At 49.2% G+C, this 23,516-nt stretch carries 25 protein-coding genes; 13 read left to right on the top strand and 12 right to left on the bottom strand.

Annotated elements, in window-relative coordinates:
- Positions 1-186 precede the first annotated feature (186 nt).
- Positions 187-345 carry a hypothetical protein gene (locus ACJ2PR_RS12430; RefSeq protein WP_446877216.1) on the bottom strand — a complete coding sequence of 53 codons (159 nt, stop codon included), beginning with the start codon at positions 343-345 and terminating at the stop codon, positions 187-189.
- Between the two features lie 38 nt (positions 346-383).
- Between ACJ2PR_RS12430 and ACJ2PR_RS12425 the strand changes: the two genes are divergently transcribed.
- From ACJ2PR_RS12425 to ACJ2PR_RS12380, 10 genes are all read left to right on the top strand, one after another.
- Complete coding sequence (locus tag ACJ2PR_RS12425) at positions 384-773, top strand: hypothetical protein (protein ID WP_446870834.1); 390 nt, start codon at positions 384-386, stop codon at positions 771-773.
- 90 nt (positions 774-863) lie between these two features.
- A complete protein-coding gene (locus ACJ2PR_RS12420) occupies positions 864-1,154 on the top strand; it encodes a hypothetical protein (protein WP_446860255.1) in 291 nt (96 codons plus the stop codon).
- A gap of 89 nt (positions 1,155-1,243) precedes the next feature.
- A complete protein-coding gene (locus ACJ2PR_RS12415) occupies positions 1,244-1,618 on the top strand; it encodes a hypothetical protein (RefSeq protein ID WP_446860254.1) in 375 nt (124 codons plus the stop codon).
- Positions 1,619-1,926: 308 nt separating this feature from the next.
- A complete protein-coding gene (locus ACJ2PR_RS12410; protein ID WP_446877215.1) occupies positions 1,927-2,274 on the top strand; it encodes a helix-turn-helix domain-containing protein in 348 nt (115 codons plus the stop codon).
- A 72-nt stretch (positions 2,275-2,346) separates the two neighbouring features.
- Entirely contained in the window at positions 2,347-2,727 is a 381-nt protein-coding gene (locus tag ACJ2PR_RS12405) for a hypothetical protein (protein WP_446860252.1), read from the top strand.
- A 113-nt stretch (positions 2,728-2,840) separates the two neighbouring features.
- Positions 2,841-3,653: a hypothetical protein gene (locus ACJ2PR_RS12400; protein WP_446877214.1), complete on the top strand. Its 813-nt coding sequence runs from the start codon at positions 2,841-2,843 to the stop codon at positions 3,651-3,653.
- 134 nt (positions 3,654-3,787) lie between these two features.
- Positions 3,788-4,726, top strand: coding sequence for a glycosyltransferase family 2 protein (locus tag ACJ2PR_RS12395; protein WP_446870831.1), 939 nt, complete (start codon positions 3,788-3,790; stop codon positions 4,724-4,726).
- A 297-nt stretch (positions 4,727-5,023) separates the two neighbouring features.
- A complete protein-coding gene (locus ACJ2PR_RS12390; protein ID WP_446860249.1) occupies positions 5,024-6,523 on the top strand; it encodes a type IV pilus twitching motility protein PilT in 1,500 nt (499 codons plus the stop codon).
- Positions 6,524-7,093: 570 nt separating this feature from the next.
- Positions 7,094-8,695 carry an NAD(P)H-quinone oxidoreductase subunit 4 gene (locus ACJ2PR_RS12385; protein ID WP_446870840.1) on the top strand — a complete coding sequence of 534 codons (1,602 nt, stop codon included), beginning with the start codon at positions 7,094-7,096 and terminating at the stop codon, positions 8,693-8,695.
- A gap of 248 nt (positions 8,696-8,943) precedes the next feature.
- Positions 8,944-9,117, top strand: a complete 174-nt coding sequence (locus ACJ2PR_RS12380; protein WP_446877213.1) for a hypothetical protein — start codon at positions 8,944-8,946, stop codon at positions 9,115-9,117.
- Between the two features lie 194 nt (positions 9,118-9,311).
- Here the strand turns inward: ACJ2PR_RS12380 and panB are convergent, their stop codons facing one another.
- The 7 genes from panB to ACJ2PR_RS12345 form a co-directional block, all read right to left on the bottom strand.
- On the bottom strand, positions 9,312-10,229 hold the full coding sequence (gene panB, locus ACJ2PR_RS12375) for a 3-methyl-2-oxobutanoate hydroxymethyltransferase (protein WP_446871232.1): 918 nt from the start codon (positions 10,227-10,229) through the stop codon (positions 9,312-9,314).
- Positions 10,230-10,285: 56 nt separating this feature from the next.
- A complete protein-coding gene (locus ACJ2PR_RS12370; protein WP_446877212.1) occupies positions 10,286-10,591 on the bottom strand; it encodes a type II toxin-antitoxin system RelE/ParE family toxin in 306 nt (101 codons plus the stop codon).
- Positions 10,581-10,817 (bottom strand): addiction module protein, encoded by a 237-nt coding sequence (locus tag ACJ2PR_RS12365; RefSeq protein ID WP_446871229.1) that lies wholly within the window; start codon positions 10,815-10,817, stop codon positions 10,581-10,583. Before ACJ2PR_RS12365 ends, ACJ2PR_RS12370 begins: the two co-directional genes overlap by 11 nt.
- Before the next feature lie 117 nt (positions 10,818-10,934).
- The gene (locus ACJ2PR_RS12360; RefSeq protein WP_446877211.1) at positions 10,935-11,909 is read right to left on the bottom strand and encodes a hypothetical protein; all 975 of its coding nucleotides are present in this window, start codon (positions 11,907-11,909) and stop codon (positions 10,935-10,937) included.
- Between the two features lie 84 nt (positions 11,910-11,993).
- The gene (locus ACJ2PR_RS12355; protein WP_446877210.1) at positions 11,994-14,105 is read right to left on the bottom strand and encodes a trypsin-like peptidase domain-containing protein; all 2,112 of its coding nucleotides are present in this window, start codon (positions 14,103-14,105) and stop codon (positions 11,994-11,996) included.
- Positions 14,106-14,128: 23 nt separating this feature from the next.
- Entirely contained in the window at positions 14,129-14,479 is a 351-nt protein-coding gene (locus tag ACJ2PR_RS12350) for a CU044_2847 family protein (RefSeq protein ID WP_446877209.1), read from the bottom strand.
- 131 nt (positions 14,480-14,610) lie between these two features.
- Positions 14,611-15,711 carry a ligand-binding sensor domain-containing protein gene (locus ACJ2PR_RS12345; RefSeq protein WP_446877208.1) on the bottom strand — a complete coding sequence of 367 codons (1,101 nt, stop codon included), beginning with the start codon at positions 15,709-15,711 and terminating at the stop codon, positions 14,611-14,613.
- Positions 15,712-15,889: 178 nt separating this feature from the next.
- Here ACJ2PR_RS12345 and ACJ2PR_RS12340 point away from each other — a divergent pair, with 178 nt between their 5' ends.
- On the top strand, positions 15,890-16,333 hold the full coding sequence (locus ACJ2PR_RS12340; RefSeq protein ID WP_446877207.1) for a hypothetical protein: 444 nt from the start codon (positions 15,890-15,892) through the stop codon (positions 16,331-16,333).
- Between the two features lie 445 nt (positions 16,334-16,778).
- Positions 16,779-19,127 carry a PhoX family protein gene (locus tag ACJ2PR_RS12335; RefSeq protein ID WP_446877206.1) on the top strand — a complete coding sequence of 783 codons (2,349 nt, stop codon included), beginning with the start codon at positions 16,779-16,781 and terminating at the stop codon, positions 19,125-19,127.
- A gap of 166 nt (positions 19,128-19,293) precedes the next feature.
- On the opposite strand, the gene ACJ2PR_RS12330 is transcribed toward ACJ2PR_RS12335, so the two are convergent.
- The 4 genes from ACJ2PR_RS12330 to xseA all read right to left on the bottom strand — a co-directional run bounded on the left by ACJ2PR_RS12330 (position 19,294) and on the right by xseA (position 22,046).
- Positions 19,294-19,818 (bottom strand): hypothetical protein, encoded by a 525-nt coding sequence (locus ACJ2PR_RS12330; RefSeq protein WP_446877205.1) that lies wholly within the window; start codon positions 19,816-19,818, stop codon positions 19,294-19,296.
- A 74-nt stretch (positions 19,819-19,892) separates the two neighbouring features.
- The gene (locus tag ACJ2PR_RS12325) at positions 19,893-20,342 is read right to left on the bottom strand and encodes a hypothetical protein (protein WP_446862532.1); all 450 of its coding nucleotides are present in this window, start codon (positions 20,340-20,342) and stop codon (positions 19,893-19,895) included.
- Positions 20,343-20,438: 96 nt separating this feature from the next.
- Positions 20,439-20,627 (bottom strand): CsbD family protein, encoded by a 189-nt coding sequence (locus ACJ2PR_RS12320; protein ID WP_446862531.1) that lies wholly within the window; start codon positions 20,625-20,627, stop codon positions 20,439-20,441.
- Positions 20,628-20,816: 189 nt separating this feature from the next.
- Positions 20,817-22,046, bottom strand: coding sequence for an exodeoxyribonuclease VII large subunit (gene xseA, locus ACJ2PR_RS12315; RefSeq protein WP_446877204.1), 1,230 nt, complete (start codon positions 22,044-22,046; stop codon positions 20,817-20,819).
- A gap of 178 nt (positions 22,047-22,224) precedes the next feature.
- Between xseA and recA the strand changes: the two genes are divergently transcribed.
- Positions 22,225-23,304, top strand: coding sequence for a recombinase RecA (gene recA, locus ACJ2PR_RS12310; protein WP_446862529.1), 1,080 nt, complete (start codon positions 22,225-22,227; stop codon positions 23,302-23,304).
- The last annotated feature ends 212 nt before the right edge of the window (positions 23,305-23,516 follow it).

Raw genomic sequence — 23,516 nt, 5'->3', positions numbered from 1 at the left:
CAAATCTCTGCTCAATTGTAAAGATTCTTTAAACCTGTCAACTGAACCACTCCGTCGTTACATTGTTCAGTACGTGTGTACTACAATAGGAATCAGTTGAGTTGTTTCCCCATCGCAAGCAGGTTTCAGCCTGGTGTGAGCAAACTTTGTCAGCGACCTTTTGGAGTTGACTCAAAGAGATCGCCCTCAGCGAATGCCAACTTTAATCCTCAGTGCTTTTACTTGACCTCTCTCAATCTTAACTGAAGTCGGAAAGCCACCCTTGACGGGTAAGATCCTGCGTCCAGTCGGAGCGTTTGAAGACGGTAATTGCACCACCCAAACCCCAAAATCTGTAGTGAGCATTGGCTACAATATATCTATACAAAAGAGTGCTTCAATCTATGCAAATTGGTCGCTTTTTCTCCTTACAAAGAGGACGAGTTGGGCAATATCTTTCCCCCAGAGTTTTAGTGGTCAGGCTGCCTTTTCAGCTAATCAAGCCCCAAGCATTTTGCTACTTCGGCTTTGAAAACATCACTCAGGCCCAAAAATTTGCCCAACGTTTGACGGTTTCTGGCTATCTTTTTCAGCTACAAAAAAGTCAATTTATCACCCATTTACCTTACGAAATCAAGCTTCTAGGTCACACCGACTTAGCTAAAGCTCTCGCTTACTGGGATCGACAAGACACCAAACAGTTTGGTCTTAACTCCAAGCCCCCTGTTGCCGCTCCTAAAGCCAAACGAGAAGCCGCGATCGCTTCGAGTCACCCGCAAGGAGTCGCCGCCTGATTTCCTGCCTCACCCCTCCCGCCTCTCTTCCCCTTGTCAATCGTTGTGGTTTTGAACTACAATAGTACAAATGATTCAGGTTCTCATGTCATGACCAAACATTACATTCTGCACCTTGACCCCGCCGCCAAGTACGAATGGGATCGTTGCTCTTTGCGTGACCCCATTACCGCCGATCGCCCCGCCATTGCCGAACTGATTGCCGAAGCCGTGGGTGAGCAAGCTGGCTCTTATTTGGTCGCCGTCAAGATCGAAGTCCAAGTTTTAGAAAAAGCGGCTCCTGCCTCCCAGCCAGTTCACACGCACGAGTTGCCAACTCGACCCCTTGCGGGTAACTCGGAGAGATCGGCGCTCCCCCAGCTTCAAGAACTCGTGGCTTAAGGGCTGCTTTTTGTCCGTTGTTCGTAGTCCAGCGTTGATTAAACGCTCAGTCCGCTACTGACCACACCCAATCTTCGAGGAATGCCGTCATGAAACTTCGTTTAGGTCAATATCCCGCCGCGATCGCTCAAGCTGCCCAACATGTGAATGAATTGGAGCAACACATTGCTGAAGTCCGTCAACACATCGCTCGATTAGAAGGCAATGCCGATATGGTGGTGGCTTTTGAAACTGCGCTTAAAAATGACAACCAGCGCAAAGCCCGCCGATTTGAAGTGCTGCAAGTCAACCAAGAATACTCCCGCGCCGTCGATGCTCTCAATCGGGCCACCACCGAAAAATCGAATGCCCTGGCTCATTTAGAGCATTTACGCAATGAGTTTAGCGTCGCCAAACTAGAAACCCGTCTTACGATCGCCCAACAGCTAACCGGACTCGAATCCCGCGAATTGGTTGGTCTGTAATCTCAGTCAATGATTCAAGGATAAGCAGTGGAGCAACTCAAGTTCTGCTGCTTTTACGTTTGAGCTTTCACGTTTGGAGCTTTCACGTTTGAAAATGTGAAACTAACTTCAGTTCGATGAATCGCCTGCAAATTTAGAAACGCTCCTCGATTTCCCCAGCCGTGAGGGACGTTAAACCGCAAATTTGCCAGCAACGCAGCAAAAAAACTTTATCGCGTTCGCAATTAAAAAAATGACCCTCACCGATCGGCGCAGGTCACTCAGTTGATTCAAGTTCTTCAGAAAAGAGTAGTGGAATAGGCAAATTTATGCAAGGACAAGTGGTGGAGGTGATTCGAGAAATGATGAAAACTCAGGGCATGAGTATTCGCAAAATTTCGGCAGAGATCGCCAAAGAGCATGGAGGAAGCGCCCTGGGCTATACGCAACAAATTCACCGCATTTTGAATGATCCTCAGTACGAACCAACCTTTTCGACCGTTGAAAAGATTCTCTCAGCCCTCAAATGTTCACTTTGGCAAACAAGCCAACCCGACCTGAAAGCGATCGAACGTCGATTAGAGCATTTGAGCAGTGATGTGGCAGATCTCAAGACTATGATCACATCGCTTCAATTGACAGTGGAGACGATCGTCACTCATCTCAACCCCACTTGAGAAATTCCGACCCATTCCCTCATCCCTTTCGTATCATAAGAACTAGACCCCGAAGCATAATTTCATCGCACCATGACTCTGATTGTTGTCACGCCTCAAGAGCTTGAGTTTTTTCGCTCAGAATTAGCTGACCACCCCGCTGCTCTGGAAGCGTTGAGAGTCATTGAGGACTGTGACGGTGACTTAGAAGATGCAGCAATCTCATTAGCGATTCGAGCGGGGCAAGAACCCGACACCAACGAGCGCTGGATCGAAGGGTTAGCCAAACGCTGGCGACATATTCTCTGTCATACCGAGATTAAAGAAGGGCTAGAAGATGGGCTGTCAGGCGACGTGATGGACGCGATCGCTGCCGATACCGAAATTCCCTCTAATCTGGTCATCCCGGTGGCTATCTACGTTCTCAAGACAGGGGTGCAAACCTTTTGTCAGCCTTTAGAAGAAAAAATCTAAAGAATTGTCAGTATTTTTTTAAGAAAATAGGTATCCTCGCTATTTTCACCGCTACAATTAACCACTACACAAGGACATCGGGTTTGAGTTCCGGCAGTGGTTGTGGCGAAATTATGAAAAGAGAACTAAGACGAATCGAAGAAACGTTGAATCAGCTAACGGTTAAGGTTCCTGGCTCGACATCCGTGAGTGCTCCCAACGCTTCTGCTCAAAGTGCGACCAAGGCGCTGTCGTTTGAGGTGCAACCCAGAGCTGCGACCAAGCCACCAGCGACCAAGCCTGTCAGAGCCGCCATCGCTCCCGCCAAACTTTCTGCCCCAGAGGAGTCCGCGACTCAAACCGTTACTCTGGACGCAGAAAAAGTCTTTGTTCAGCCTTTCACTGTCGAGCCGTCAGAATCCAAAATTCCTAATCTACCCAGGCTCAAAACGCCCACCTTTAGCAGCCACAAAAATGGGGCCAATCCCTTTCTAGCCAGCAATCTACTTAAAGAACTGCAAACCACCGTCGAGAGTTGGCAGACTGAGCATCACCAAATTTTGCGTCAGATTCAAGATCTCTATCTGGAAGGCCCGATCGTAGACGGTTGGCTAGAGTCGCATTCTCAAGAGCCAGAGGTCGATCCCTCAGTTTTGCGTCACGCCGAAGTCGATCGCTTGTTGGACTACATCGAAGAAATCTGTGCCAGTCCTGATCAGCAAGTGACTTGTGAAACGCCACGAACAGGCTATCGATTGTGTGGGCTGAATGCAGACGGTCAGCTTTGGTCTTGTCCTTGTCCTCCCGAACAGGTGCCGAGTCTGAGCCTAGCGATCGCCCGTCACCAAAAACTTCGTCAGCTGCTCGGACGCAAACAACACCTCGAAACTCGCCTCAATCAACTTTCAGAAACCCTCGTCGTCATGCACAGCCATCTTAAAGAGTAAGCATCAAGACAAAAACTTTAAGCGCGCTACAGTCCCTGCAAAGTTTAACCAGAATTCTACGGATCTTGATCTTGCCTGTGTGTGTTGTGATGTAGACAACTCCAAGCGTCAAACCCTCTCTGGAAACTGAAACCATGCCCGACCCCCAGGTATCTGCCATCATCTGTACCCACAATCGGGATCACTATTTGGGACTCGCGATCGACAGTCTCCTCTCCCAGTCATTTGCCGATTTTGAAGTGGTGGTGGTGGATAATGCGTCGAGTGATCGTACCCGCGAAGTCGTCGAAGCTCGCTTGAGCGATCCCCGGTTAAAGTACGTCTACGAGCCAATTACCGGACTTTCGGTTGCTCGAAACACGGGGGCAAAAGCGGCAAACAGTGAGATTCTGGCTTATTTGGATGATGACGCGATCGCCACTCCTGACTGGCTAAAACATCTCTACGAAGCCTATCAGCAGAATGAGAAGCTGGCGATCGCAGGCGGCAAGGTAACCTTACTCTGGGTGAATGATATGACTCCTCCGCCCTGGCTCTCTGATGGATTGGCTGGCAACCTGGGTGCTTACGATTTGGGAGATTCGCTAGTGTATGTCGATCGTCCCGGTTTGACTCCTAGAGGGTTGAATTATTCAATTCGGCGAACGTTTCTAGACCAAATTGGTGGCTTTGATCCCAACCTCGGTCGCGTCGGCAAAAACCTGCTTTCTAACGAAGAACTGCACATGACGAATCTGGCCTTGCAAACGGGCTGGCAGGTTGCTTATCTACCCGATGCGCTGGTAGCTCACCATGTTGCTCCTGAGCGCGTCAATCAAAGCTGGTTTCTCAGTCGAGGCTGGTGGCAAGGAATTAGTGAATGTTACCGCGAACAACTCGCAGGCGAGGCAGGTCTGGGGCAGTTTCGTCGTGGCGGTGAGCGTTTGATTCGGGGACTGTACAAAGCGGTCAAGTTTGTATCTGATCCTGCACAGCGGTTTGAAAATCTTGTTTACAGCTATGGTCAAATCGGCTACTTGATCAAAGCGACTCAGGGGATATTGTCCCCTACAGCAGGAGTTAAACGATCGTAACGAGAACAATTTTCTACCAAAAGAGTCATCCGTTATAAGCTACAACTTAACCTTAGATAGAAGCACTCCTGTCAAAAACGCCTCCGTTCTTTCAGCGATCGAGTCATTAAAAGCGCAATTCATCCCTTTAGAGTTTTTTCAGCGTAGTTTGACTGATTTCTCAACTAAAATCTACGAAACAGTTTTTAAGCTGATTCCAAGTGTGTTTCTGTTTTTGATGAGTGTCTGATCAGTTTTAGATTGACTATTTAGCTTGACTAGACCGCTTTTTCTTATTAACTCTCGACGCGATTTGCTATGACTGCGATCCAGGTTTCTACTGACCCTGCACCCCAGACGACCACCTCGATTCGGCTACTCATTCAGGATGCCTATAATCAGGGTGCGACGGCCCTTTACATGCAGATTGGTCGATCGCCGTTCTTTCGCGTCCACGGAAAGCTGATTCCGCAAGACCATCTACCGATCTTGACCCCCGATCGCTTTAGTCATTACGTTCAAGAAGTTTTGACAGCGCCTCAGCTTAAGCAGTATCTAGAGACCCAAAAGCTGGATACCAATGTACAAATTCCTGGCTTTATGCAGGGGCGCGTCAATTGTGGGCCGACGACACAGGGCGTTCAGGCGATGAGTTTGAGTTCGATTGCCCTCGATCAGCCCAGCAGCGAGATTGAGCAACAGGGCACGATTCGCGGCATGGTCGAAGATGCCTGCAAAAAAGGCGCTTCTGACATTCACCTCCAGGTGGGTGAGGTGCCGCGCTACCGGATTCAAGGACATATCCGCCTGCAAGAAAATTATGGAGTGATTACGCCTCGCCAATTTGAGGAATTTTTGGAGGAGGTGCTGTCTCCAGAACAAAAAGACAACTTTCGCAGTCGGCAAGAACTCGACACCGCCGTTTTTTACAAAGGATTAGTCCGCTGTCGGGTCAACTGCGCTCAGTCGATTATGGGCGGCGTGATGGTGTTGCGGTTGATTTCTTTAGAAGTGCCGACTGTGGGCAAGATGGGGCTGCCTGATGTCCTGTGCAGACTCGCAGAAGAGCGGCAGGGACTCATCCTGGTCACCGGCCCTGTCAACTCTGGAAAATCAACGACGCTGGCCGCCATGTTGCGCCATGTTAACGATACGCTGCCGCGCAAAATTGTGACGATCGAAGACCCGATCGAGTACGTTCATACTTCTAACCAATGTCTGATCACCCAGCGAGAAGTCGGGCTACACACTCAAGAATTTAAAGAAGCGCTGAGAGCTGCTCTGAGACAAGATCCCGACATTATTCTGATTGGGGAGATGCGCGATCGAGAAACCGTGGATACGGCGATTCGGGCTGCGCTAACGGGACACCTGGTGCTGGGAACACTCCACACCAAAGGCACGGTCAACGCCCTTAAGCGCCTACTCAACTTTTACACGCCTGACGAGCAAGACATTGTACGAATGCAAATCGTCGAAGCCATGCAAGCAGTGATTGGTCAGGCTTTGGTGCCAACGGTCAAAGGCGGCCGCACCGCCGCAATGGAAATTATGCTCAACACCGATACGATTCGCGATTACCTGCAAAAGGGCAGTATTGATGAGATTTATCAACTGATGGAAGAAGGTAAAGACGGCTCTCAAACGATGAACCAAGCTCTCTTTGACCTCTATGAAGCGGGCGTTGTGACCCAAAGTGATGCGGTGTCCGTGTCGCTCAACCCTGAAGACCTCAGCTACATGATGAAAAACTACACGCGACGATCGAGTCGATCGGGTCTGATGACGACTGAATATTTCAATAAACCTGCAACCTGACGGGCGGTTTTGCGGAAAATACCGAGACTGGGAGGGGCAACTTTTACTGCCTCTTTTTTTGTGCTGACTTGGGAATGGCTCACAACTGGCTTTGAGCAACCGTTATAGGCGATTGTTAAGTTTTTCCGCTTTACATCTCTTAACAACTACAATATTAAGGAATGTTACGGAAAGGGTGGACAACCACTTGATTCTAGATTCAGCGATATCAACCCTGCAAAACATGAGTGCATCAAAGATTTCTATGGAAAGCCGATCGAACTTCAAATCAAAAGCGTTGCACAGCTTTACATTTCTTAATGATTTGTGGGTAAGATAGGTCAGTAAGTATAAATCCTCATTGACTTCTGAAACGCCTCTAACCTGGTCTGTCAACCCCTGGGATTTGTGGAAAGTCACCGCCTCACCCTGAGACACCCCGATTACACCGCCACTCCCGCTTCCCCCCTATCGCTCTGAGTCTGGCACTCTACAGGCTTTCCACCTTCGATAACGGGGATACAGACTCAATAAAGAAGTTTCACAACGAACAGTAAACAGCGTCCTCCCTACAAAATTGTTTAGGTTCTCATCGTGAGTACACACTTCCCCTGGCTAACAACGATCATTCTGCTGCCCCTGGTAGCGTCTCTCCTCATTCCGGTCATTCCCGATAAGCAGGGCAAGACGGTTCGCTGGTATTCGCTGGGCGTAGCGCTGACTGATCTCGCCCTGATTGTCTACAGCTTTTGGAACCACTACGACTTCCAGAATTCAGCGTTTCAACTCACTGAGAGCTACGCTTGGGTTCCTCAGTTGGGCATTAATTGGTCTCTCGCAGTAGACGGCATTTCAATGCCCCTGGTCGTTTTGACAGGATTGGTGACCACGCTCTCGATTTTGGCAGCCTGGAGAGTAGACAAAAAGCCCCGCCTATTTCACTTTTTGATGCTGGTGATGTATGCGGCTCAGATTGGGGTGTTTTGTGCCCAGGACATGATTCAGTTCTTTTTGATGTGGGAAATTGAACTGGTTCCGGTTTACATTCTGATCGCAATCTGGGGTGGCCCAAAACGCATGTATGCAGCGACTAAATTTATTCTCTACACGGCGATCGGTTCTACTTTTATCCTAATTGCTGCCTTGGCGATGGCCTTCTATGGGGATCACGTCACCTTCAACATGCAGGAATTGGGGCTGAAAGAGTACTCCTTAACCTTTGAACTGTGCGTTTACGGAGCGTTGCTGATTGCCTACGGAGTCAAGCTGCCGATTTTCCCATTCCACACTTGGCTGCCCGATGCTCACGGCGAAGCCTCTGCTCCCGTTTCAATGGTGCTGGCGGGCGTGTTGCTCAAAATGGGCGGCTATGCGCTGATTCGCATGAACCTGGAGATGCTGCCTCACGCTCACGTCTACTTTGCTCCAGTGCTGGCTATTTTGGGCATCGTCAACATCGTCTACGGGGCGCTGGCTTCCTTTGCCCAACGTAACTTGAAGCGGCGGATGGCTTACTCCTCGATCTCGCACATGGGCTTTGTGCTGCTGGGATTGGCTTCGTTTAGCGACCTGGGAATGAGTGGGGCGGTGTTGCAAATGGTGTCCCACGGACTGATCGCGGCGGCGCTGTTCTTCTTGGCAGGGGTCACCTACGATCGCACCCACACGCTCGATCTAGATGAGATGGGCGGTTTGGCGAAAAAGATGCCCAGTGTGTTTGCGCTCTTTACGATCGGGTCGATGGCCTCGCTGGCACTGCCTGGGATGAGTGGATTTGTCGGCGAACTAGCGGTCTTCTTAGGGTTCACAACCAGTGATGCTTATAGTTCTTCTTTCAAGGCGGTGATTGTGCTGCTTTCGGCGGTGGGTCTGATTGTGACTCCGATTTACCTGCTCTCGATGCTGCGCGAAATGTTTTATGGCGAAGAAGGCAAGGCGATCGCGGGCGCAGTTTTGCTAGATGCCAAGCCCCGTGAGTCTTTTATTGCAGCTTGTCTGCTGCTGCCGATCGTCGCGATTGGTCTCTATCCCAAGCTGATCACGCAAACCTACGATGTGAAGACCGTCCAAATTGCGGCTCATGTCCGAAGTGCGGTTCCGGTTGTGGCTAATCAGCACCTCGAAACTCTCCCTCAGTTCTCCTTTGTGGCACCTGCCATTCAGCAAAACGAGTTGCTGGGTCTGATGAAGTAGTTTCGCCCAAAAGATCTCGGTTGGCCTGGAGGTGTTATGCTTCCGGGCTTTTTTAGTGCCAATTTGAGGCGTTTTTGGGCTTCGTTGTTTACGGCTTCTGCCCCCCAAGCTGCCAATTTTGGGAACTTTTGGACGAGGCCGTCGATTCAGAGTCTCTTACCCATAGGAATTTAGGAAGCAACCCGACTCGGCAATCTAAGCGAACAATCTCATTGAGTTCACATCGCGTTAAGAGAAACGTGAATTCGATGAAATCCCTCGCTGTGGCGATCACTCCAGGCAGCCCCCTAAATCCCCCAAGCTTGGGGGACTTTGAGCAAGAAATCCTGTCCGAAAGTCCCCCAGATTTGGGGGGTTGGGGGGCAGAAGCGTTAAATACCGAAGCGAAAAAACTCTATCGAATTCACGTTCTCTTAACGTGAATTCGATGAAATCCTTCGCTGCCGTCACAAATCCGGGCAGCCCCCCATATCCCCCACGAGTGAGGGACTTTAAACGAAGAATAGTATCTAATAGTCCCCCAGATTGGAGGGTTGGGGAGCAGAAGCGTTAAATACCGAAGCGAAAAACTCCCATCGAATTCACGTTAAGAGAAGTTCTCGCCCAAGGTTTTTGATTATGGCTCCGGGAACTGATGCGATCGCACCTCATCCGCAAAGGACTGCACTGCATTCTTGATCAAGTCGTGCAGATCTAGATAGGATTTCGCAAACGGAGGCTTCCAGGTCGAGAGTCCCAAAACGTCTGTGGTGACGAGAACTTGACCGTCACAGTGAACCCCTGCCCCAATGCCGATCGTGGGGATCGTCAGCTTTTGAGTAATTTGAAGGGCTAAAGCTGAGGGGACGTGTTCAATCACGATCGCAAAGGCTCCCGCTTGCTCAAGGGCGATCGCTTCACTCAAAATCCGATCGCTGGCTTCGGGGGATTTGCCCTGCTGCTTGAAACCGATTTGCCGAACAGACTGCGGTGTGAGTCCTACATGTCCCATTACGGGAATGCCAGCCTGCACCAGACGGGATACTGTTTCAGCGATCGCCGGATACCCCCCTTCCAGCTTGACCGCCTGCGCCCCCGTCTCTTTTAAGACTCGCCCGGCTGAATGAATGGCCTGTTGGGAACTTTCTTGATAACTCAAAAACGGCAAATCCACGACCAGCAAAGCGTTTTTGACCCCTCGCCGCACTGCTTTAGCGTGATGCAGCATCTCATCCAAGGTAATCGGCAACGTCGTCTCATAGCCCAACGCCACCATCGCGAGAGAATCGCCCACCAAAATCACGTCAACTCCAGCTTGGTCGAGAATTTGAGCGATCGCATAGTCCCACGCGGTCAAAACCACGATCGGGCGTTCTTGCTGTTTGCGCTGAATAAGCTGCTGTGGCGTGACAGGCATTGAGGTGTGGGGTGTAAAGTGTGGGGTTATGAAGTGTGGAGATTCTGTACCGGATTGTCCAACTTCTATTTTCGCCTCTATTTTCAGCCGAGCGGCTCGATTGAGTTTAACAACGGCTAGTGAGCTTTGCGTCTGCATCTCCATTCCGCCACTGCAATGATTTGGTAGCCCTCGCTTCTCACCAATAAGTCTTGCTACGCCAGCCTTTGCAGCCAAGTGTCAGGGCTTTGGCGAAGGTGCAAGATTGCAAAAACAGTCAAACGTCCATCGTCAATCACATAGTAGACACAGAATGGAAATTTCTTAGTCAATACTCTGCGAATACCAGCAGCAACCTCTCGACCTACCTGGGGAAACTGAACTATGACTGCAAATACAGCATCAACGGCATCCAAAAACTCTAACGCAAGCTCTATGCGTTGCTCGGCATACCATTGGGCTGCGGCATCAAGATCCTCTTCAGCCCTAGAATCAAGCACAATCGGTAGATTATCGCTCACTATATTTGCTCAATAATCTTTGCTTCACCTCCTCCCATGTGCTCAACGATGAATTGCTCTGCGAGGCAACACGTTCATTTACGATTTCTAAATGCCACTGAGGAATAGGTAGCTCATCATCTGTGGTGACTATCAAATCCCAGAGCTGCTGAACGTAATTAATTTGTTGTGTTTTAGTGAGTTGCTCAAATCCTGGTGGAGGAGATAGGGGTTGAGAAAGGGTCATTTGGTACTATGGGAAGAAACTGGCATCATGATAAAAATTATAGCGGCTGTGCGAGAGGACAGGAAACATAGCACATCCCGCATTTAATAAGAGTTTTGACACACGACTTGACAAAGATTAGTTCCTCGGTGTCTGCACTGGATTATTAGAGGATTCAGCTAGTCGCTTCTGTAGCACTACTCGGTATTCCTGAAGATCCTTGGCTTCTTTGGGGGACGCATTTTTAAGCCATCTGTCCACAATTGCGATCGCACTGCTCCAATCTTTCTTATTTACTGCAATATTTAGAGCATCTCGAAGCTCCTCCTGAGTAGAACCGGATGAAATTGGTGGCACTTCTGTGATTTGGGTTATCGGTTTGTCGGCTTGGCTTGGCTTTGAGCTAGAATCACCTCCCGAAGGCGGTTGAGTCTGTGATCTTAAAGAACTTGTAGAAGTTGAGGGAGTTGTAAATGAACCATTACCAGTTGAAGGTAGTCCAGGTTTAGGGGATGGTCTTAGCCTAAATTTTTCTCCTTCAGGAATCTCAAGCGCCCACGTGTTGAGTGAAGTTTCAAGCATACGAAACGCCCCTGATGCTCCTTGAGATTTGTCAGTTTTAATTTTCTTTGTTTTCTCATCAATTAAGACTTCATCAGCACTTACACCTCCAACTATTTCTCCTTGTTTTCTGGAGAAAGGAAGACCTTGAAGCTGTTCTCCATCAAAAGTGATGAAGCATTCGTCAAGCTGAGGTTCAACAGATTTCATGGAGAACCAGCCACTTTTCGTTCGATTTCCTTCTACTAAAGTTCTTTTTTGGTTTCCCCTTAAAAGATAAGAAATTTCTCCCTTAAAACGATCCTTGGTTTGTGTAATGGTGAATACTTCAGTTCCTTGTATCACACAAGGTGTCGGCTCAAGAGTTTTGGGTTTGGCGGGAATTCTCAGCGTAGCTTCACCTAGGAGACAATTCTCAGAAAAAAAATAAGAACTCAGCCAATTCAATATAGGCAACCGCCAGATTGTTGAGCCACGAGAACAGGGGTCAGGAATCAACCAAAAGCCGAGCAATAGTAGAGCAGCTACAGTGCCAACAGTGATTGGAGGCATGAGATGGGAAACGATCGGAAGCGGTGCCAATGATCCCAGATTATGGCGGGTGACAGCGGCACCATCGGTATCCCCTAGTGATTCTCAAAGAGTCAGTGCTTGTGTGAGACGAGAACGAGCAGTGCTACTGTCGCCCAGAGATAGGGCACGTGTGCCAAGCTGATGTAACGCCCAAGATATGGATTGTCCATCGTTGAGTGCTTGTGAGGCTTGAAGTTCCCATTGCAGAACTCGTTCCCACATTCCCCACAGTCCGTTAAATACCAGTGCGCCTTCCAATCCTTGACCAAGTTTGATTACATCTGCATATCGACCGGACTCGAAAGCCCATTCCAAAATGGTTGAGATGGCATCAGCATCTTGAAAGACCAAATCAGGCTCTACCTGGTTCTGCTCGACAAATCCTTTGAAATAATCCAGAGCCTTTTCTTTCAACTCGTTTAGGTCTGACTCTTGACTCAAGATTTCGTTGATATCGGAGGTTAGTCTGTACTGAGAATCAGAAACTTGAATGAGATCCTGTTGAATTAATGAACTCAAATGCTGTTCAATATTGGAAATTTCAGCAGAATCAGAACGGGAGATGGAAATTAGAAGTGCTGCTCCTGCTGCACCTAAAACAGACAGTTGTTTTAAGATTCGACGGGCGGGTTCTGGTAAAGATTGAATTCTTCGCTGAGTGATTGATATTGCAGATGGATCTTTTTTAATTGCCTCAGCAATATCTTTCAATGGCTTATTTTGATTTCTTGCAAGTTTGACTGCTTGACGAATTTTCCAGGGATGCCCCTCGTACTTATCTAAAAGGCTCTTAGCTGCTTGACGATCTTCTTCACTTGTTAGAAATTCGCCCCACGGTTTTTCACCTAGAAAAGCCTTATGTTCTTCTTCAGTTAATGGTCGTCCAATCGATTGCTCTTGAGCAACTAAATCAAACACTTCTTCTTCGGAGAAGCCTTTAAGTTCAAATGCACGTTCACCTTGTTTGGAGGGATCATCTTTCTGCGTGAACACGAAGGCTGACTTTGGCATTGCCTCGCGTAACTCAAGAATTTGATCCAGCGGCAACCTAATATCATCTAACAGAATCAATATCTTCTTAAGCTTTAACGTGCTTTTAATTTTCTCGAGGTCAAACTTGATACCACGAATCCTTTCGTTAAAATGGTAGAAAATTTCTTCAAGTAAATCTGCTTCCACATAAAATCGCTTTGCTGGCACATACACTACACCGTCAGGAAATTCTGATGCAATCTTATGATGAGCAAAGTCCTTAAGTAGCATAGATTTTCCAACTCCGGGCTTGCCCCAAAAACATGCTACTTTTTCTTTGCCTTCGCGTTTCAGTGCAACTGCTAGATCTTCAAGTTCTACTCTGCGACCCAGCAAATCGGGACGTAGAGGCAGTAGGTTTAGTGGACTCTGTAGGGCAATTGGTTGAGGAATGTCCTTATTGAACGGTAAGGGATCAACTCTAACCCCCACTCGTGACAAAAAAGTAAACAGTCGTCTGCCAAAAATAATTTCTCCGATCGCCCTGGGAATCAGAGATCGCCAACGAGTATCGCGGTAGTGAAAGCCATTATGTTCACTTTCTAAACCAATCCATTGATCAAAAATTACTTGCGTTGGAATTGCCTGCCCTCCCTCAACTCTCAAAACCTTGCGAGGTAGATCTGAAAGATCATCAACAAGATTCCTTTTCCTTTCGCGCACTATAAGACCACATACTTTATAAGTGCGTAAGTTAAGAAGCGGCGCTCCACTTAACCCAGGTTGAATACTTTCGTTACCAATAGTAAGTACCTGACTTTTATTAATTCCAATACACGTCGTATTGATTGGTTGTCCTTCCTCAGAGCTACGAGGATAACCATAGCTGTAAAGTGGATGAGTTGGCTGTGTCTCTCTATCTAAATAGACACATGGGTGGCCATCTTCAAAATCAACTTTCAGAAGGGCTAAATCCAGATCCTCTGCTTTTTCAACTTCTCTCAGTTTAAGTCGCCTTTCCTTCCAGAAAATCTCAATTTCATGTTTGTCCACATATTTTTTGTCTTTTTTGTCTCCCTTGCTCAATATATGTTTACAGGTAAGAATTTGCCCAGGAGTGACAAAGAAACCAGTCCCCTGATCTTGAGGAGTTTTTATCCGAACGGTACAATCTCGAAACAAGTCATAGATTTGATCAACCACTTCTTACCCAGCCTCTCTTCAATCTACTCTTTAGTCCATTCCATCGTGATCTTGAGATTTGCCTTACTTGTACCTTTGACGATCAAAGCTGTTAGCTGCCCAGACTCATAGCCAAACTCAACACCGAATTCGATGCTGGGTTTGCTGGGTCTGAATTTTTTGAGGCTTTCAACGACTGAACCAGCAATTCCCTCGATCGCATCAGTCACCTCTTTAAGAGATTGAATCCTTGCTCCCACATCTGACTCAATCTCTTCACCTTCAACGCCAATTTGAAGACTAGAACCAATTACGGTTGCTTCAACCCTGATTTGTACCCCGTTCTCCAATTGAACTGGAATATTCTCAATCTGAGAGTCCTTTAAAGTTTCCATTGTGCCGTGCGATCACTGACTATATTCTAGGTAGATTATAAGTGCTTTTCTTGCCTAAAATATCACAACGAAGCTGATGGATTGTAGTGACTGAGAGGGCTAACCAGAGGGTCAGTTCCAGAAACTTCAGCTTACTGAGAGGCTCGACTAAACACAGAATGGCGTTGAGTTTGATAGCTACTCATACTGACCCAGGCCAGTCCGTCACTGGTGCCGACCCAAAGCTTGTTGCCTGTATCGGGCGAGACGCTGATCACCTGACTAGATGGAAGATTGCCCACCTGACCGACGATCGCCCCATTAAAGGGATTGACGCGAAACAGCCCACTGGTCGTACCCACCCAAATGCTACCGACTTTATCAAATCGGGCTGAGGTGATGTTGCGTCCTCTGAGTTGGGTTACCGATCGCACCACTCGCGATTCTTTAGCATTTACTTCCAATAAGCCGTTGACAGTGCCAGCCCAGACCGATCCCCTGGAGTCGAGCGCTAAGGTTTGTACCGTTCCCTCAGATAAGCCTGTGATTTGATTCATGATCAGGGCGCTTGCGGTGTTGACCTTCACCAGTCCGTCCAGGGTGCCCACCCAAAGCTGACCGTCCGCATCCAGACTCAGGGCATTTGCGCTTACTCCTGGCAAATTTTTGAGCGTCGTCATTAACAATCCCTGGTCAGGACTGATCATCGCCAACCCCTGGTCAGTGCCTACCCATAAATAGCCACGGTTGTCCAGTTGTAGCGAGAGAACTCGATTGGAAGGTAAAAAGAAATTTTGAGCCGTGACTTCATTGGTGCGGGGATCGACGCGCTGTAGTCCTTCATAGGTGCCGACCCAGATGCGGCCCACTTTGTCTTGAGCAAGGGCACCGATCGTCACATTGGGAATCGTGACTCGCGCCAAAACTCTGCCCGTGTTGGGGTCAATCTTCGCTAATCCCTGCCAGGTGCCGATCCAGAGATTGCCCTGATAGTCTCGCTGTAGGGCGCTGACTCGGTAATCTGTCCCGATCGTCGTTTCTTCTTGCTGGCGACGTTGACTGGGTAGAGGCGGCACAAGGGGCGGAGGCGCGATCGGCGGATAGATGGGCGCATCAGACCGAGGAGTTGACTGAGCGATCCCTTGCGGATAACTCGAAGAGATCGGACTAGCGATAGCAGCGTTTCCCCCGGTGTGCAAGCCCAAAACTAGCAAAACTCCACCAACCCTTTGACAGACGCGAGAGAATGACATCACTAAACTCCTCAGAAAATCTCCTCAACTCCGGGCTAATGGGCTTCCCCCTAGCCTCGCATCGCCCATGATACTGCTACAAACTCAGACCGCATGAATTTCGTGGTTGTGCGCTAGAAAACACGAGTTGCCAGTGGCTTCGAGATAGGATAGCGCCGATCGGCGCAAAGTATACCTGATGCAGCTTTTAAGACTGGATAGATGGCTGGGATTGGCTTTTCTGCTGGTGGGGTTGGGATTGGGCGGTGCTCGATCGGTCAGCGCAAGAGTCGTGCAAACAGATTTGACCCTTGAGGCGGAGATGAGTCCTTCGTTTGCAGCCCTGATGCAGCAGGCGGAGCAGTTGGCTGAGAAATCAGTGTCTCAAGCGTTTAAGCAGGCTGATGTCACAGAAGTTTTGATGCGGCTATCGGGCGATCGCTCTGGGGAGTCCGTTCCTCTGTTAACAGTGAAGGTGACGCGATCGGATTGGCAAAAGGATTCTCGGTTGCGATCGCACGCTCGTTATTACAGCATCGCGGCCAGACTGCTCAAGTTTGAGGGTCAAGTTGGTCAAACTGCCCCGCCGTTCAGTTCCATTTCTCAAAACTCAGCAGATGACCCTGCTTTTCGAGATGACTAAGAGCAGGGATTAAAATAACCTGCACTTTTGGGTGGCGGTTCAAATCGCTTGCAAAAACAAAGGATTGTGAATTTGATGAAACCGACGATTGCGTGGATGTGTTGAGACACGCGAAATGCCCCAATTTCGACCATTGGCGGTGCCTTTCTCGATCGCTCACCGCACCCTACAAAACTCAATGTCATCTAATTCTGATTTCTAAGAAAATTCACCAGGTTTATCTAGTTCATGATCCTTAACGTCCAAAACTTCTCAGTATTAACCCAAGGATTATCCTCCCTTAAAGTCAGATCCCTATACTGCTGAGGTGAGAACGGTTATCAGCCCTATGGCCTTCTATATCAATGACCCGTCTCAGTGAAACAAATCAATACTCAGGGTGCTTGTTGAGGCTTTTGCCTGGTTTTTTAGTCTTCTTCGAGCTGTTTTTCCTCTAGAGAGATTTATGTCTTTAACTCGCAGACAACTGCTGATTTTTTTTGGGAGTAGTGCCGCTACCACCGCATTAGCCCCTACCTTTGGTCAAAAACTTTTTGGGAGTGACTCCTCAGTCGCAACGGCTACCGAGCTTTCGTTTACCCCAGTGCGGCTGCCTCATCCCTTGCCAATTTACCAAAATCAACGCAGCTTCCTGGCGATCGCCAACGGTCAAGGAACGCTCTTGGGCGAAGCCACCTCCCCGGCTCAGATGAATTTGAGCAGCTATACGCCGATCGATGATGTGGTCGTGCCTCCCGAATATGAGCGCTACTTAATCGTCAGTTGGGGCGATCGGGTGTTTCCCAATGAAGAAGAGTATTTTGGCTACAACTGCGACTACACGGGTTATGTGCCGATCAATGGCAACCGAGAAGGCTATCTGTGGGTCAACCACGAATACGCCAGCTTCCCGATCTCGCGGTTTGCTCCCGAAGCTCCGGCGGATATTACAGAAGCGTTTCAGGAAAGTGGGCCGATCGTCATTCCAGGCTTTCCGACGGTGAAAGGCCGCGAACTATCGGGTGAGTTTCTCTACAATCTGGGCGGCTCGATCGTGCGGATTGCCCAGGGTAGAAATAGACGCTATGCTGTCGTCAAAGACTCCAAAAATCGCCGTCTGCATGGGTTGTCGGGTCTGGGGATCAATCGCGATCGCTCCGACTCCTACAGCGCTGTTACCTCCTGGGGCAGCAAATCCTATCAACAGGGCGATCAAAATTATCTGATTGGCACGGGCCCCGCCGCCACTGAAGTCTTTGCAGCCATCAACTCAGACGGACTGGGCAACCGCATCATCGGCACCGCCTACAACTGCTCTGGCGGCACGACCCCTTGGGGAACTATTCTTTCTTGTGAAGAAAACTTCCAGGGAAGCAGCGCGTTCTTTGTAGGAGTCACCGAAGCGGTCAAGCCCGACGGCACCCAGACCGGATATAGCACAGGCACAACGGGAACCGAATTTGGTCTAGTCGGCGAAAAGTACGGCTGGACAGTAGAAATCGCCCCCGGCAATCCAAACTATCGCCCTCGCAAACATACCTGGCTAGGACGCTATCGCCATGAAAACGTCGCCATGAGAGCCGAAGCGGGTAGAAAATTGGTGGCTTATCTAGGGGACGATCGTCGCGGCGGTCACACCTGGAAATTTGTCAGCAAGGGCAAAATTACCAACCCAAAAGACAAAAAAAATAGCCGTCTCTTTGAAGACGGTACGCTTTATGTCGCCAAATACAACGCCGACGGAACGGGCGAATGGTTGCCGTTGAACCTGAATTCTCCAACGAATCCGATTCCTCCTAGCGTCTTATCTTCGGTGGAGTTTGCCGCTTTGGGATCAGCCCAGCGCGAAGGACTGTTGCCCTTACCGCGTCGCAATGGAGTAGCTGGACAAACCGTAGACGGCGGAAGCTTTGCGCTGACTCGTCTCAATGAGGCGGCTGCTCTACCGGGTTACCAGGGCAAAAAGCTATCTGACTTTTACACCTCACAAGGGGCGATTTTGGTCGATGCTTTCCTGGCGGCTAACCTGATTGGAGGAACGCCAACCGCTCGCCCAGAGGATCTCGAAGTTCATCCTAAAACTAAGGAAGTCTTCATCGCCTACACCGATGGGGCACCTGGTAGCGATGGCTATCCTGATTCGCGGATTTTTGTCGTGGCAAAGTACAGCGATGCGCCCGCAGACACTCAGCAGTCAGGCGGACTCTACAAAATTATTGAAAACAGCCGAGACGGAGCCGGGACTACCTTCCGCTGGCAGCGATTTGCTCAAGGCGGTGAGGCAGGATCTGAAGATGGCGCAGGGTTTGCCAATGTGGACAACCTGGCCTTCGATAAGCTTGCAAACGTCTGGGGTGTCACCGACATGTCTACAGGCACTCACAACGGATTTGAGGTGGGCGCAACTGGCAAGCCAACATCGATCAATCACACCAGCAAAGGCAATGTTTCTAGCTTTACAGGAGTCTTTGGCAATAATTGGCTGTTCTACATCCCGACTCGTGGACAACACGCGGGTGAGGTCGTGCCGTTTGCCTATGGGCCACCTCGCTGTGAAATGACGGGGCCGACTTTTGTGGGAGAGACGCTCATCATTGCGGTGCAGCACCCTGGCGAAGATTGTCCCTTTGTGCCCAAGGCTACCTTGAGTCGTGAGATTGAAATGTTGGCGCTGGATGGCAGCTTGTTTAACCAGACTCGTACTGTTTCTCGTGGAAGCAACTGGCCTAGCAATCTGCAAGGCAACCCAGAAGGGCCGCCCAAACCTGCTGTGATCGGCATTCAGCGCAAACGATCGCTGGGCAGATTCACCTAATCCTTGAGTCGAGTGAAATTTTTGCCCTGGTTGCAAGCCCTGGACTAACTGAAGTCCTTACCAGCAAGCGACTTTAAGCCAAAAATTTCCTCAAATTCACACCAAAAAAGGGATAGAAAACGATCGCTCGTCTCTATCCCTTTCCTGTTTTAAATCAAGTCTCAAACTATTTGTGTTTACCGAGCCACTTGGCGGCGATCGCTCCAAAAGCAGCACCGACCAAAGGATTGCTCATAAACTTCACTAGCGCAGGCTGGTCAGCCAACACATCTTGGAAGATGTCGGGATGGTTGTGGTAAGCAAATGCTGCAAGTTTACTCACATCATCGGCGTGCATCCGGCTGGCGTGGTGGGTCGAGAGTCCCAATTGCTGTTCGAGGTCGCGATCGTTCAAGCCCCGTTTTTTGAAGTGGTTGAGAAATTCTTTAGCAACATCATCGCGCTCGTTGGGTTTGATTTGAGCGATCGCTTTTTGAAGTTCTGGCTCCATTTGAGTGGAGGGAATGCGATCGGGATGAAAGGATTTGCCAAAGAGTTGACGGCGCTCTTCGCGGGACGATCGTTGAGCAAAATCGTCAAAATTTTCGTAGTTTTCCGAAGCGTCGTTAGGAATGATATCGTCCGCAGATTCTTTGTCTCCCCGCGCCAAATCTTGCATAATCTGACGTTTATATTCGTCGCTGCTGGGCATTTGATTAAACTCCTGCTAATAATTTGTAAGCGGATTCTTGAAGTCTCAAACTGCAATTTTTACAGTCTCAAATTCTATCCTTCGTACTGAATTTGCTTGGTGGCATTGTCGTACTTTGCAGTCAGAATCAGCTTCTTATCTGGCGCATACATCAAGACTGTCAGATCGCGATCAGGGGCATTTTTACGAAAGCCTTGTACCAGAGATTTTGCCAAAGGACGGACTTCGTTTGGGCGCACCTGAGAAGAAACCACCACTCCTAGTTTGTCACTGCCCCGGACATACGCATCTTGAACCAAGCCCTTGCTTGTTTGCACAACCCAATCACCAAAATTTTGGCCTGCTTGAGTCGTGCCGCGTTCAGTTTGACCGTAACTTTTATTAACGCTGACTTGAGGGTTATTGCTAACTTTTTGGCTCCCCGATGGAGAAGTCGCAACGGCTCCCTGACAGGCAGTTAGCGCCAAAACCAAAACTAAGGACAACGCAAGCAAAGCTTTACGAAATTGTTGAGGTAAACTCACTTTATTCTCCTTTTAAGCTACAAGCTTGATGAGTTATTTAATCCATAAAAAAAGCCTGAGAAACTACTAGAGTCGCCCAGGCTTTTTTGAAGTTAACTATGCTTTATCGACGACATCTTTAACGCCATCTTTCACATCTTCTTTCGCGTTGCGTGCAGTTGCTTCGGCTTGCTTTGCTTTGCCTTCAACTTGGTCACCAGCGTCACCTGTCACGTTGCCCAACGCTTCTTGAGCTTTACCTTCAATATTCTTACCAGCAGCCTTAGCTTTTTCTTCTAAACTCATGATCTTTCTCCTAGTGTTTAATTTGGTTGACTGGTATTTGTCATTTACCAGCTATATCAAGACTAGGGGACAAAAATTGATTAGCCATCTTTCACAAGTTGTATTAAAAATAACAGTTTTAAGGCGATCGTCTCTCTCCTCCGACAGACCAGCTAACTGAAACGCTCGACAGACCAGCTAACTGAAACGCTACTGAATTGAAGTAATCGTAACCGTCACTGATCCCTGACCCAACTGAACTGATAATGCTTGCCCAACCGTTAGCTCAGAAGCCGATCGTGCGATCGTCCCATGTTCCAATCTCGCCACCGCATATCCGCGTCGCAGCACTGCCTGGGGATCAAGGGTCGTCAGCTTTTCTTGCAGCATTTGATGATGTTGAGCCGCTTCTTGAAAGCGTTGCTGCGTGGATTGGATCAAGCGTCTTCGCATCCAGGAAACCACCTGCGCCTCTTGTTTAAGCTGACGATCGAGCTTTAACCGTTTGAATCGATTCCGCAGATTCTGCAAGCGATCGTTCTCCACCGCCAGGTATTGCTGAACGGCGATCGTCAACTGTCGAAACCGCTCTTGATGCTCGTCGTGAAGATCCATTAGACAGGGAACTGCCTGTTCTGCTGCCGCCGTGGGCGTATGGACAAACACATCTGCCGCCAGATCCGCCAAAGACTCATCGCGCTGGTGCCCAATGCCCGCAATCACAGGGATCGAACAGTTCGCCACCGCCCTCACCACCAATTCATCATTAAAACAAGCCATATCTTCGATCGCCCCGCCGCCGCGTGATAGAATTAGTACATCCGCTCTAGCATCTCGCTCGACTCGTGCGATCGCGGCCACGATCGAAGCAGGAGCCTGTTCTCCCTGGACAAGTGCCGGAGAAAACAACACCTGCAACCCTGGATAGCGGCGTTTGAGCGTGCGTTGGATGTCTCCCCAGGCTGCGGCTTGCGGCGAAGTCACCACTGCAACCGTTTGGGGGTGGGCTGGCAACGGGCGCTTTCGCTCTGAGTCAAACAGTCCCTCAGCCTCCAACCGATGCCGCAACTGTCGATAGCGCAAGGCACGCAGACCTTCTCCCGCAGGCAGGGCTTGCCAGACAATCAACTGGTAACTGCCCCGCTGAGGATGAACCTGCACCCGACCTAGCAAAATCAACTGTTCTCCGGGGGCTGGCAGCGCAGCTAATTTGTCGAGTTGGCTACTCCAGACCACACAACTGATCGCAGCCTTGGCATCGGGGTCTTGCAGCGTAAAAAACAACCCGCTCCGATACTTCGTGGCGCTCGAAACCTCCCCCGTCACCCACACCTGACGAAGCTGGTCATCTTGCTCTAGAAGAAACTGAATGTAAGCCGTCACTCCGCCCACAGAGAGCGGCGCATCTGGAACCATCATGCTAGGCAGATTCATTGACATCGCGTGTAACCTGGAGGAAGGGCCACTTAAATAATGAACGGTTTTTTGGTTACGATCGTGCTCTCCTGTGTTACAAACGTAAATTCTGAATCCCGACTGCGGACTGTTTTGCAGATACCGCAAGGGGCGCTCACCCTTTCCACATTCCCTCTACAATTTTTCTTTTTCTGAGGCGCTAATGGCTACTAGTAAATCTGAAACTTCCGACAAGCAAAAAGCCCTGACTTTGGTGCTAAACCAAATTGAGCGCAATTTTGGGAAAGGCAGCATTATGCGCCTCGGTGATGCCACCCGCATGAAGGTGGAGACGATTCCCACGGGTGCTTTGACGCTGGATCTCGCCCTGGGTGGCGGATTGCCCAAAGGTCGCGTCATCGAAATTTATGGCCCAGAAAGTTCGGGTAAAACGACTTTGGCGCTTCATGCGGTGGCCGAAGTGCAACGGGCGGGTGGAGTGGCCGCTTATGTGGATGCCGAACACGCCCTTGATCCCAGCTATTCAGCCGCCTTGGGGGTTGATATTGCTAACCTGTTGATCTCTCAACCTGACACGGGCGAATCGGCCCTTGAAATTGTGGATCAGTTGGTGCGATCGACCGCCGTTGATGTCGTGGTGATTGACTCGGTAGCGGCTCTCGTTCCTCGCGCTGAAATCGAAGGCGAAATGGGCGATTCTCACATGGGTCTGCAAGCTCGTCTGATGAGTCAAGCGCTGCGAAAGATCACAGGTAATATCGGCAAGTCTGGCTGTACGGTGATTTTCATTAACCAACTGCGGCAAAAGATTGGGGTGACTTACGGAAGCCCCGAAACGACCACAGGCGGTCAGGCGCTCAAGTATTATGCGTCCGTTCGCTTAGACATTCGTCGGATTCAAACTCTGAAAAAGGGCAACGAAGAATTTGGTAACCGCGTCAAGGTGAAGGTGGCCAAGAATAAAGTTGCGCCTCCGTTCCGAATTGCTGAGTTTGATGTGATTTTTGGCAAAGGCATTTCGACATTGGGCTGTCTGGTTGACCTGGCAGAAGAAACGGGCGTGATCGTTCGCAAGGGTGCCTGGTATAGCTATAACGGCGACAACATCAGTCAAGGTCGTGACAATGCGGTCAAGTACATGGAAGAAAAGCCTGACTTTGCCAAAGAAGTCGAAAAACTGGTGCGCGAGAAGCTAGAAATGGGCGCGGTAGTTTCTGCTAACTCTGTTGGAATAGCAGAGGCTGAAGACGAAGATGATGATGACTTTGATGCTGAAGAATAGGGGCGATCGCGTTCTCTAATGATTCTCTCAATGATGGGGGTGGGTGATGTACCTGCCCTTTTTTGTTGAAAATTTCTTCAATCCCAGTTGGTACTTTGAGGAGACAGTTGAGCCGCAAATTTCAACTTGTGATAGCGCGATCTGCTAGAGCAGATATCCTGACTGCCTGACAAATCTTTTCTAATTGAGGGTAGAACCAGGTTTACAAACAA

This window comes from Phormidesmis sp. 146-33, from assembly GCF_052939515.1.
Note: the sequence above shows the minus strand (reverse complement) of the source record. Positions and strands in the feature narration are given on the sequence as shown.

Coding starts and splice junctions, on each gene's coding strand:
- ACJ2PR_RS12430 (WP_446877216.1), bottom strand. CDS start 345: ATGCTCACTACAGATTTTGGGGTTTGGGTGGTGCAATTACCGTCTTCA.
- ACJ2PR_RS12425 (WP_446870834.1), top strand. CDS start 384: ATGCAAATTGGTCGCTTTTTCTCCTTACAAAGAGGACGAGTTGGGCAA.
- ACJ2PR_RS12420 (WP_446860255.1), top strand. CDS start 864: ATGACCAAACATTACATTCTGCACCTTGACCCCGCCGCCAAGTACGAA.
- ACJ2PR_RS12415 (WP_446860254.1), top strand. CDS start 1,244: ATGAAACTTCGTTTAGGTCAATATCCCGCCGCGATCGCTCAAGCTGCC.
- ACJ2PR_RS12410 (WP_446877215.1), top strand. CDS start 1,927: ATGCAAGGACAAGTGGTGGAGGTGATTCGAGAAATGATGAAAACTCAG.
- ACJ2PR_RS12405 (WP_446860252.1), top strand. CDS start 2,347: ATGACTCTGATTGTTGTCACGCCTCAAGAGCTTGAGTTTTTTCGCTCA.
- ACJ2PR_RS12400 (WP_446877214.1), top strand. CDS start 2,841: ATGAAAAGAGAACTAAGACGAATCGAAGAAACGTTGAATCAGCTAACG.
- ACJ2PR_RS12395 (WP_446870831.1), top strand. CDS start 3,788: ATGCCCGACCCCCAGGTATCTGCCATCATCTGTACCCACAATCGGGAT.
- ACJ2PR_RS12390 (WP_446860249.1), top strand. CDS start 5,024: ATGACTGCGATCCAGGTTTCTACTGACCCTGCACCCCAGACGACCACC.
- ACJ2PR_RS12380 (WP_446877213.1), top strand. CDS start 8,944: ATGAAATCCCTCGCTGTGGCGATCACTCCAGGCAGCCCCCTAAATCCC.
- panB (WP_446871232.1), bottom strand. CDS start 10,229: ATGCAGACGCAAAGCTCACTAGCCGTTGTTAAACTCAATCGAGCCGCT.
- ACJ2PR_RS12365 (WP_446871229.1), bottom strand. CDS start 10,817: ATGACCCTTTCTCAACCCCTATCTCCTCCACCAGGATTTGAGCAACTC.
- ACJ2PR_RS12360 (WP_446877211.1), bottom strand. CDS start 11,909: ATGCCTCCAATCACTGTTGGCACTGTAGCTGCTCTACTATTGCTCGGC.
- ACJ2PR_RS12350 (WP_446877209.1), bottom strand. CDS start 14,479: ATGGAAACTTTAAAGGACTCTCAGATTGAGAATATTCCAGTTCAATTG.
- ACJ2PR_RS12345 (WP_446877208.1), bottom strand. CDS start 15,711: ATGTCATTCTCTCGCGTCTGTCAAAGGGTTGGTGGAGTTTTGCTAGTT.
- ACJ2PR_RS12340 (WP_446877207.1), top strand. CDS start 15,890: ATGCAGCTTTTAAGACTGGATAGATGGCTGGGATTGGCTTTTCTGCTG.
- ACJ2PR_RS12335 (WP_446877206.1), top strand. CDS start 16,779: ATGTCTTTAACTCGCAGACAACTGCTGATTTTTTTTGGGAGTAGTGCC.
- ACJ2PR_RS12330 (WP_446877205.1), bottom strand. CDS start 19,818: ATGCCCAGCAGCGACGAATATAAACGTCAGATTATGCAAGATTTGGCG.
- ACJ2PR_RS12320 (WP_446862531.1), bottom strand. CDS start 20,627: ATGAGTTTAGAAGAAAAAGCTAAGGCTGCTGGTAAGAATATTGAAGGT.
- xseA (WP_446877204.1), bottom strand. CDS start 22,046: ATGTCAATGAATCTGCCTAGCATGATGGTTCCAGATGCGCCGCTCTCT.
- recA (WP_446862529.1), top strand. CDS start 22,225: ATGGCTACTAGTAAATCTGAAACTTCCGACAAGCAAAAAGCCCTGACT.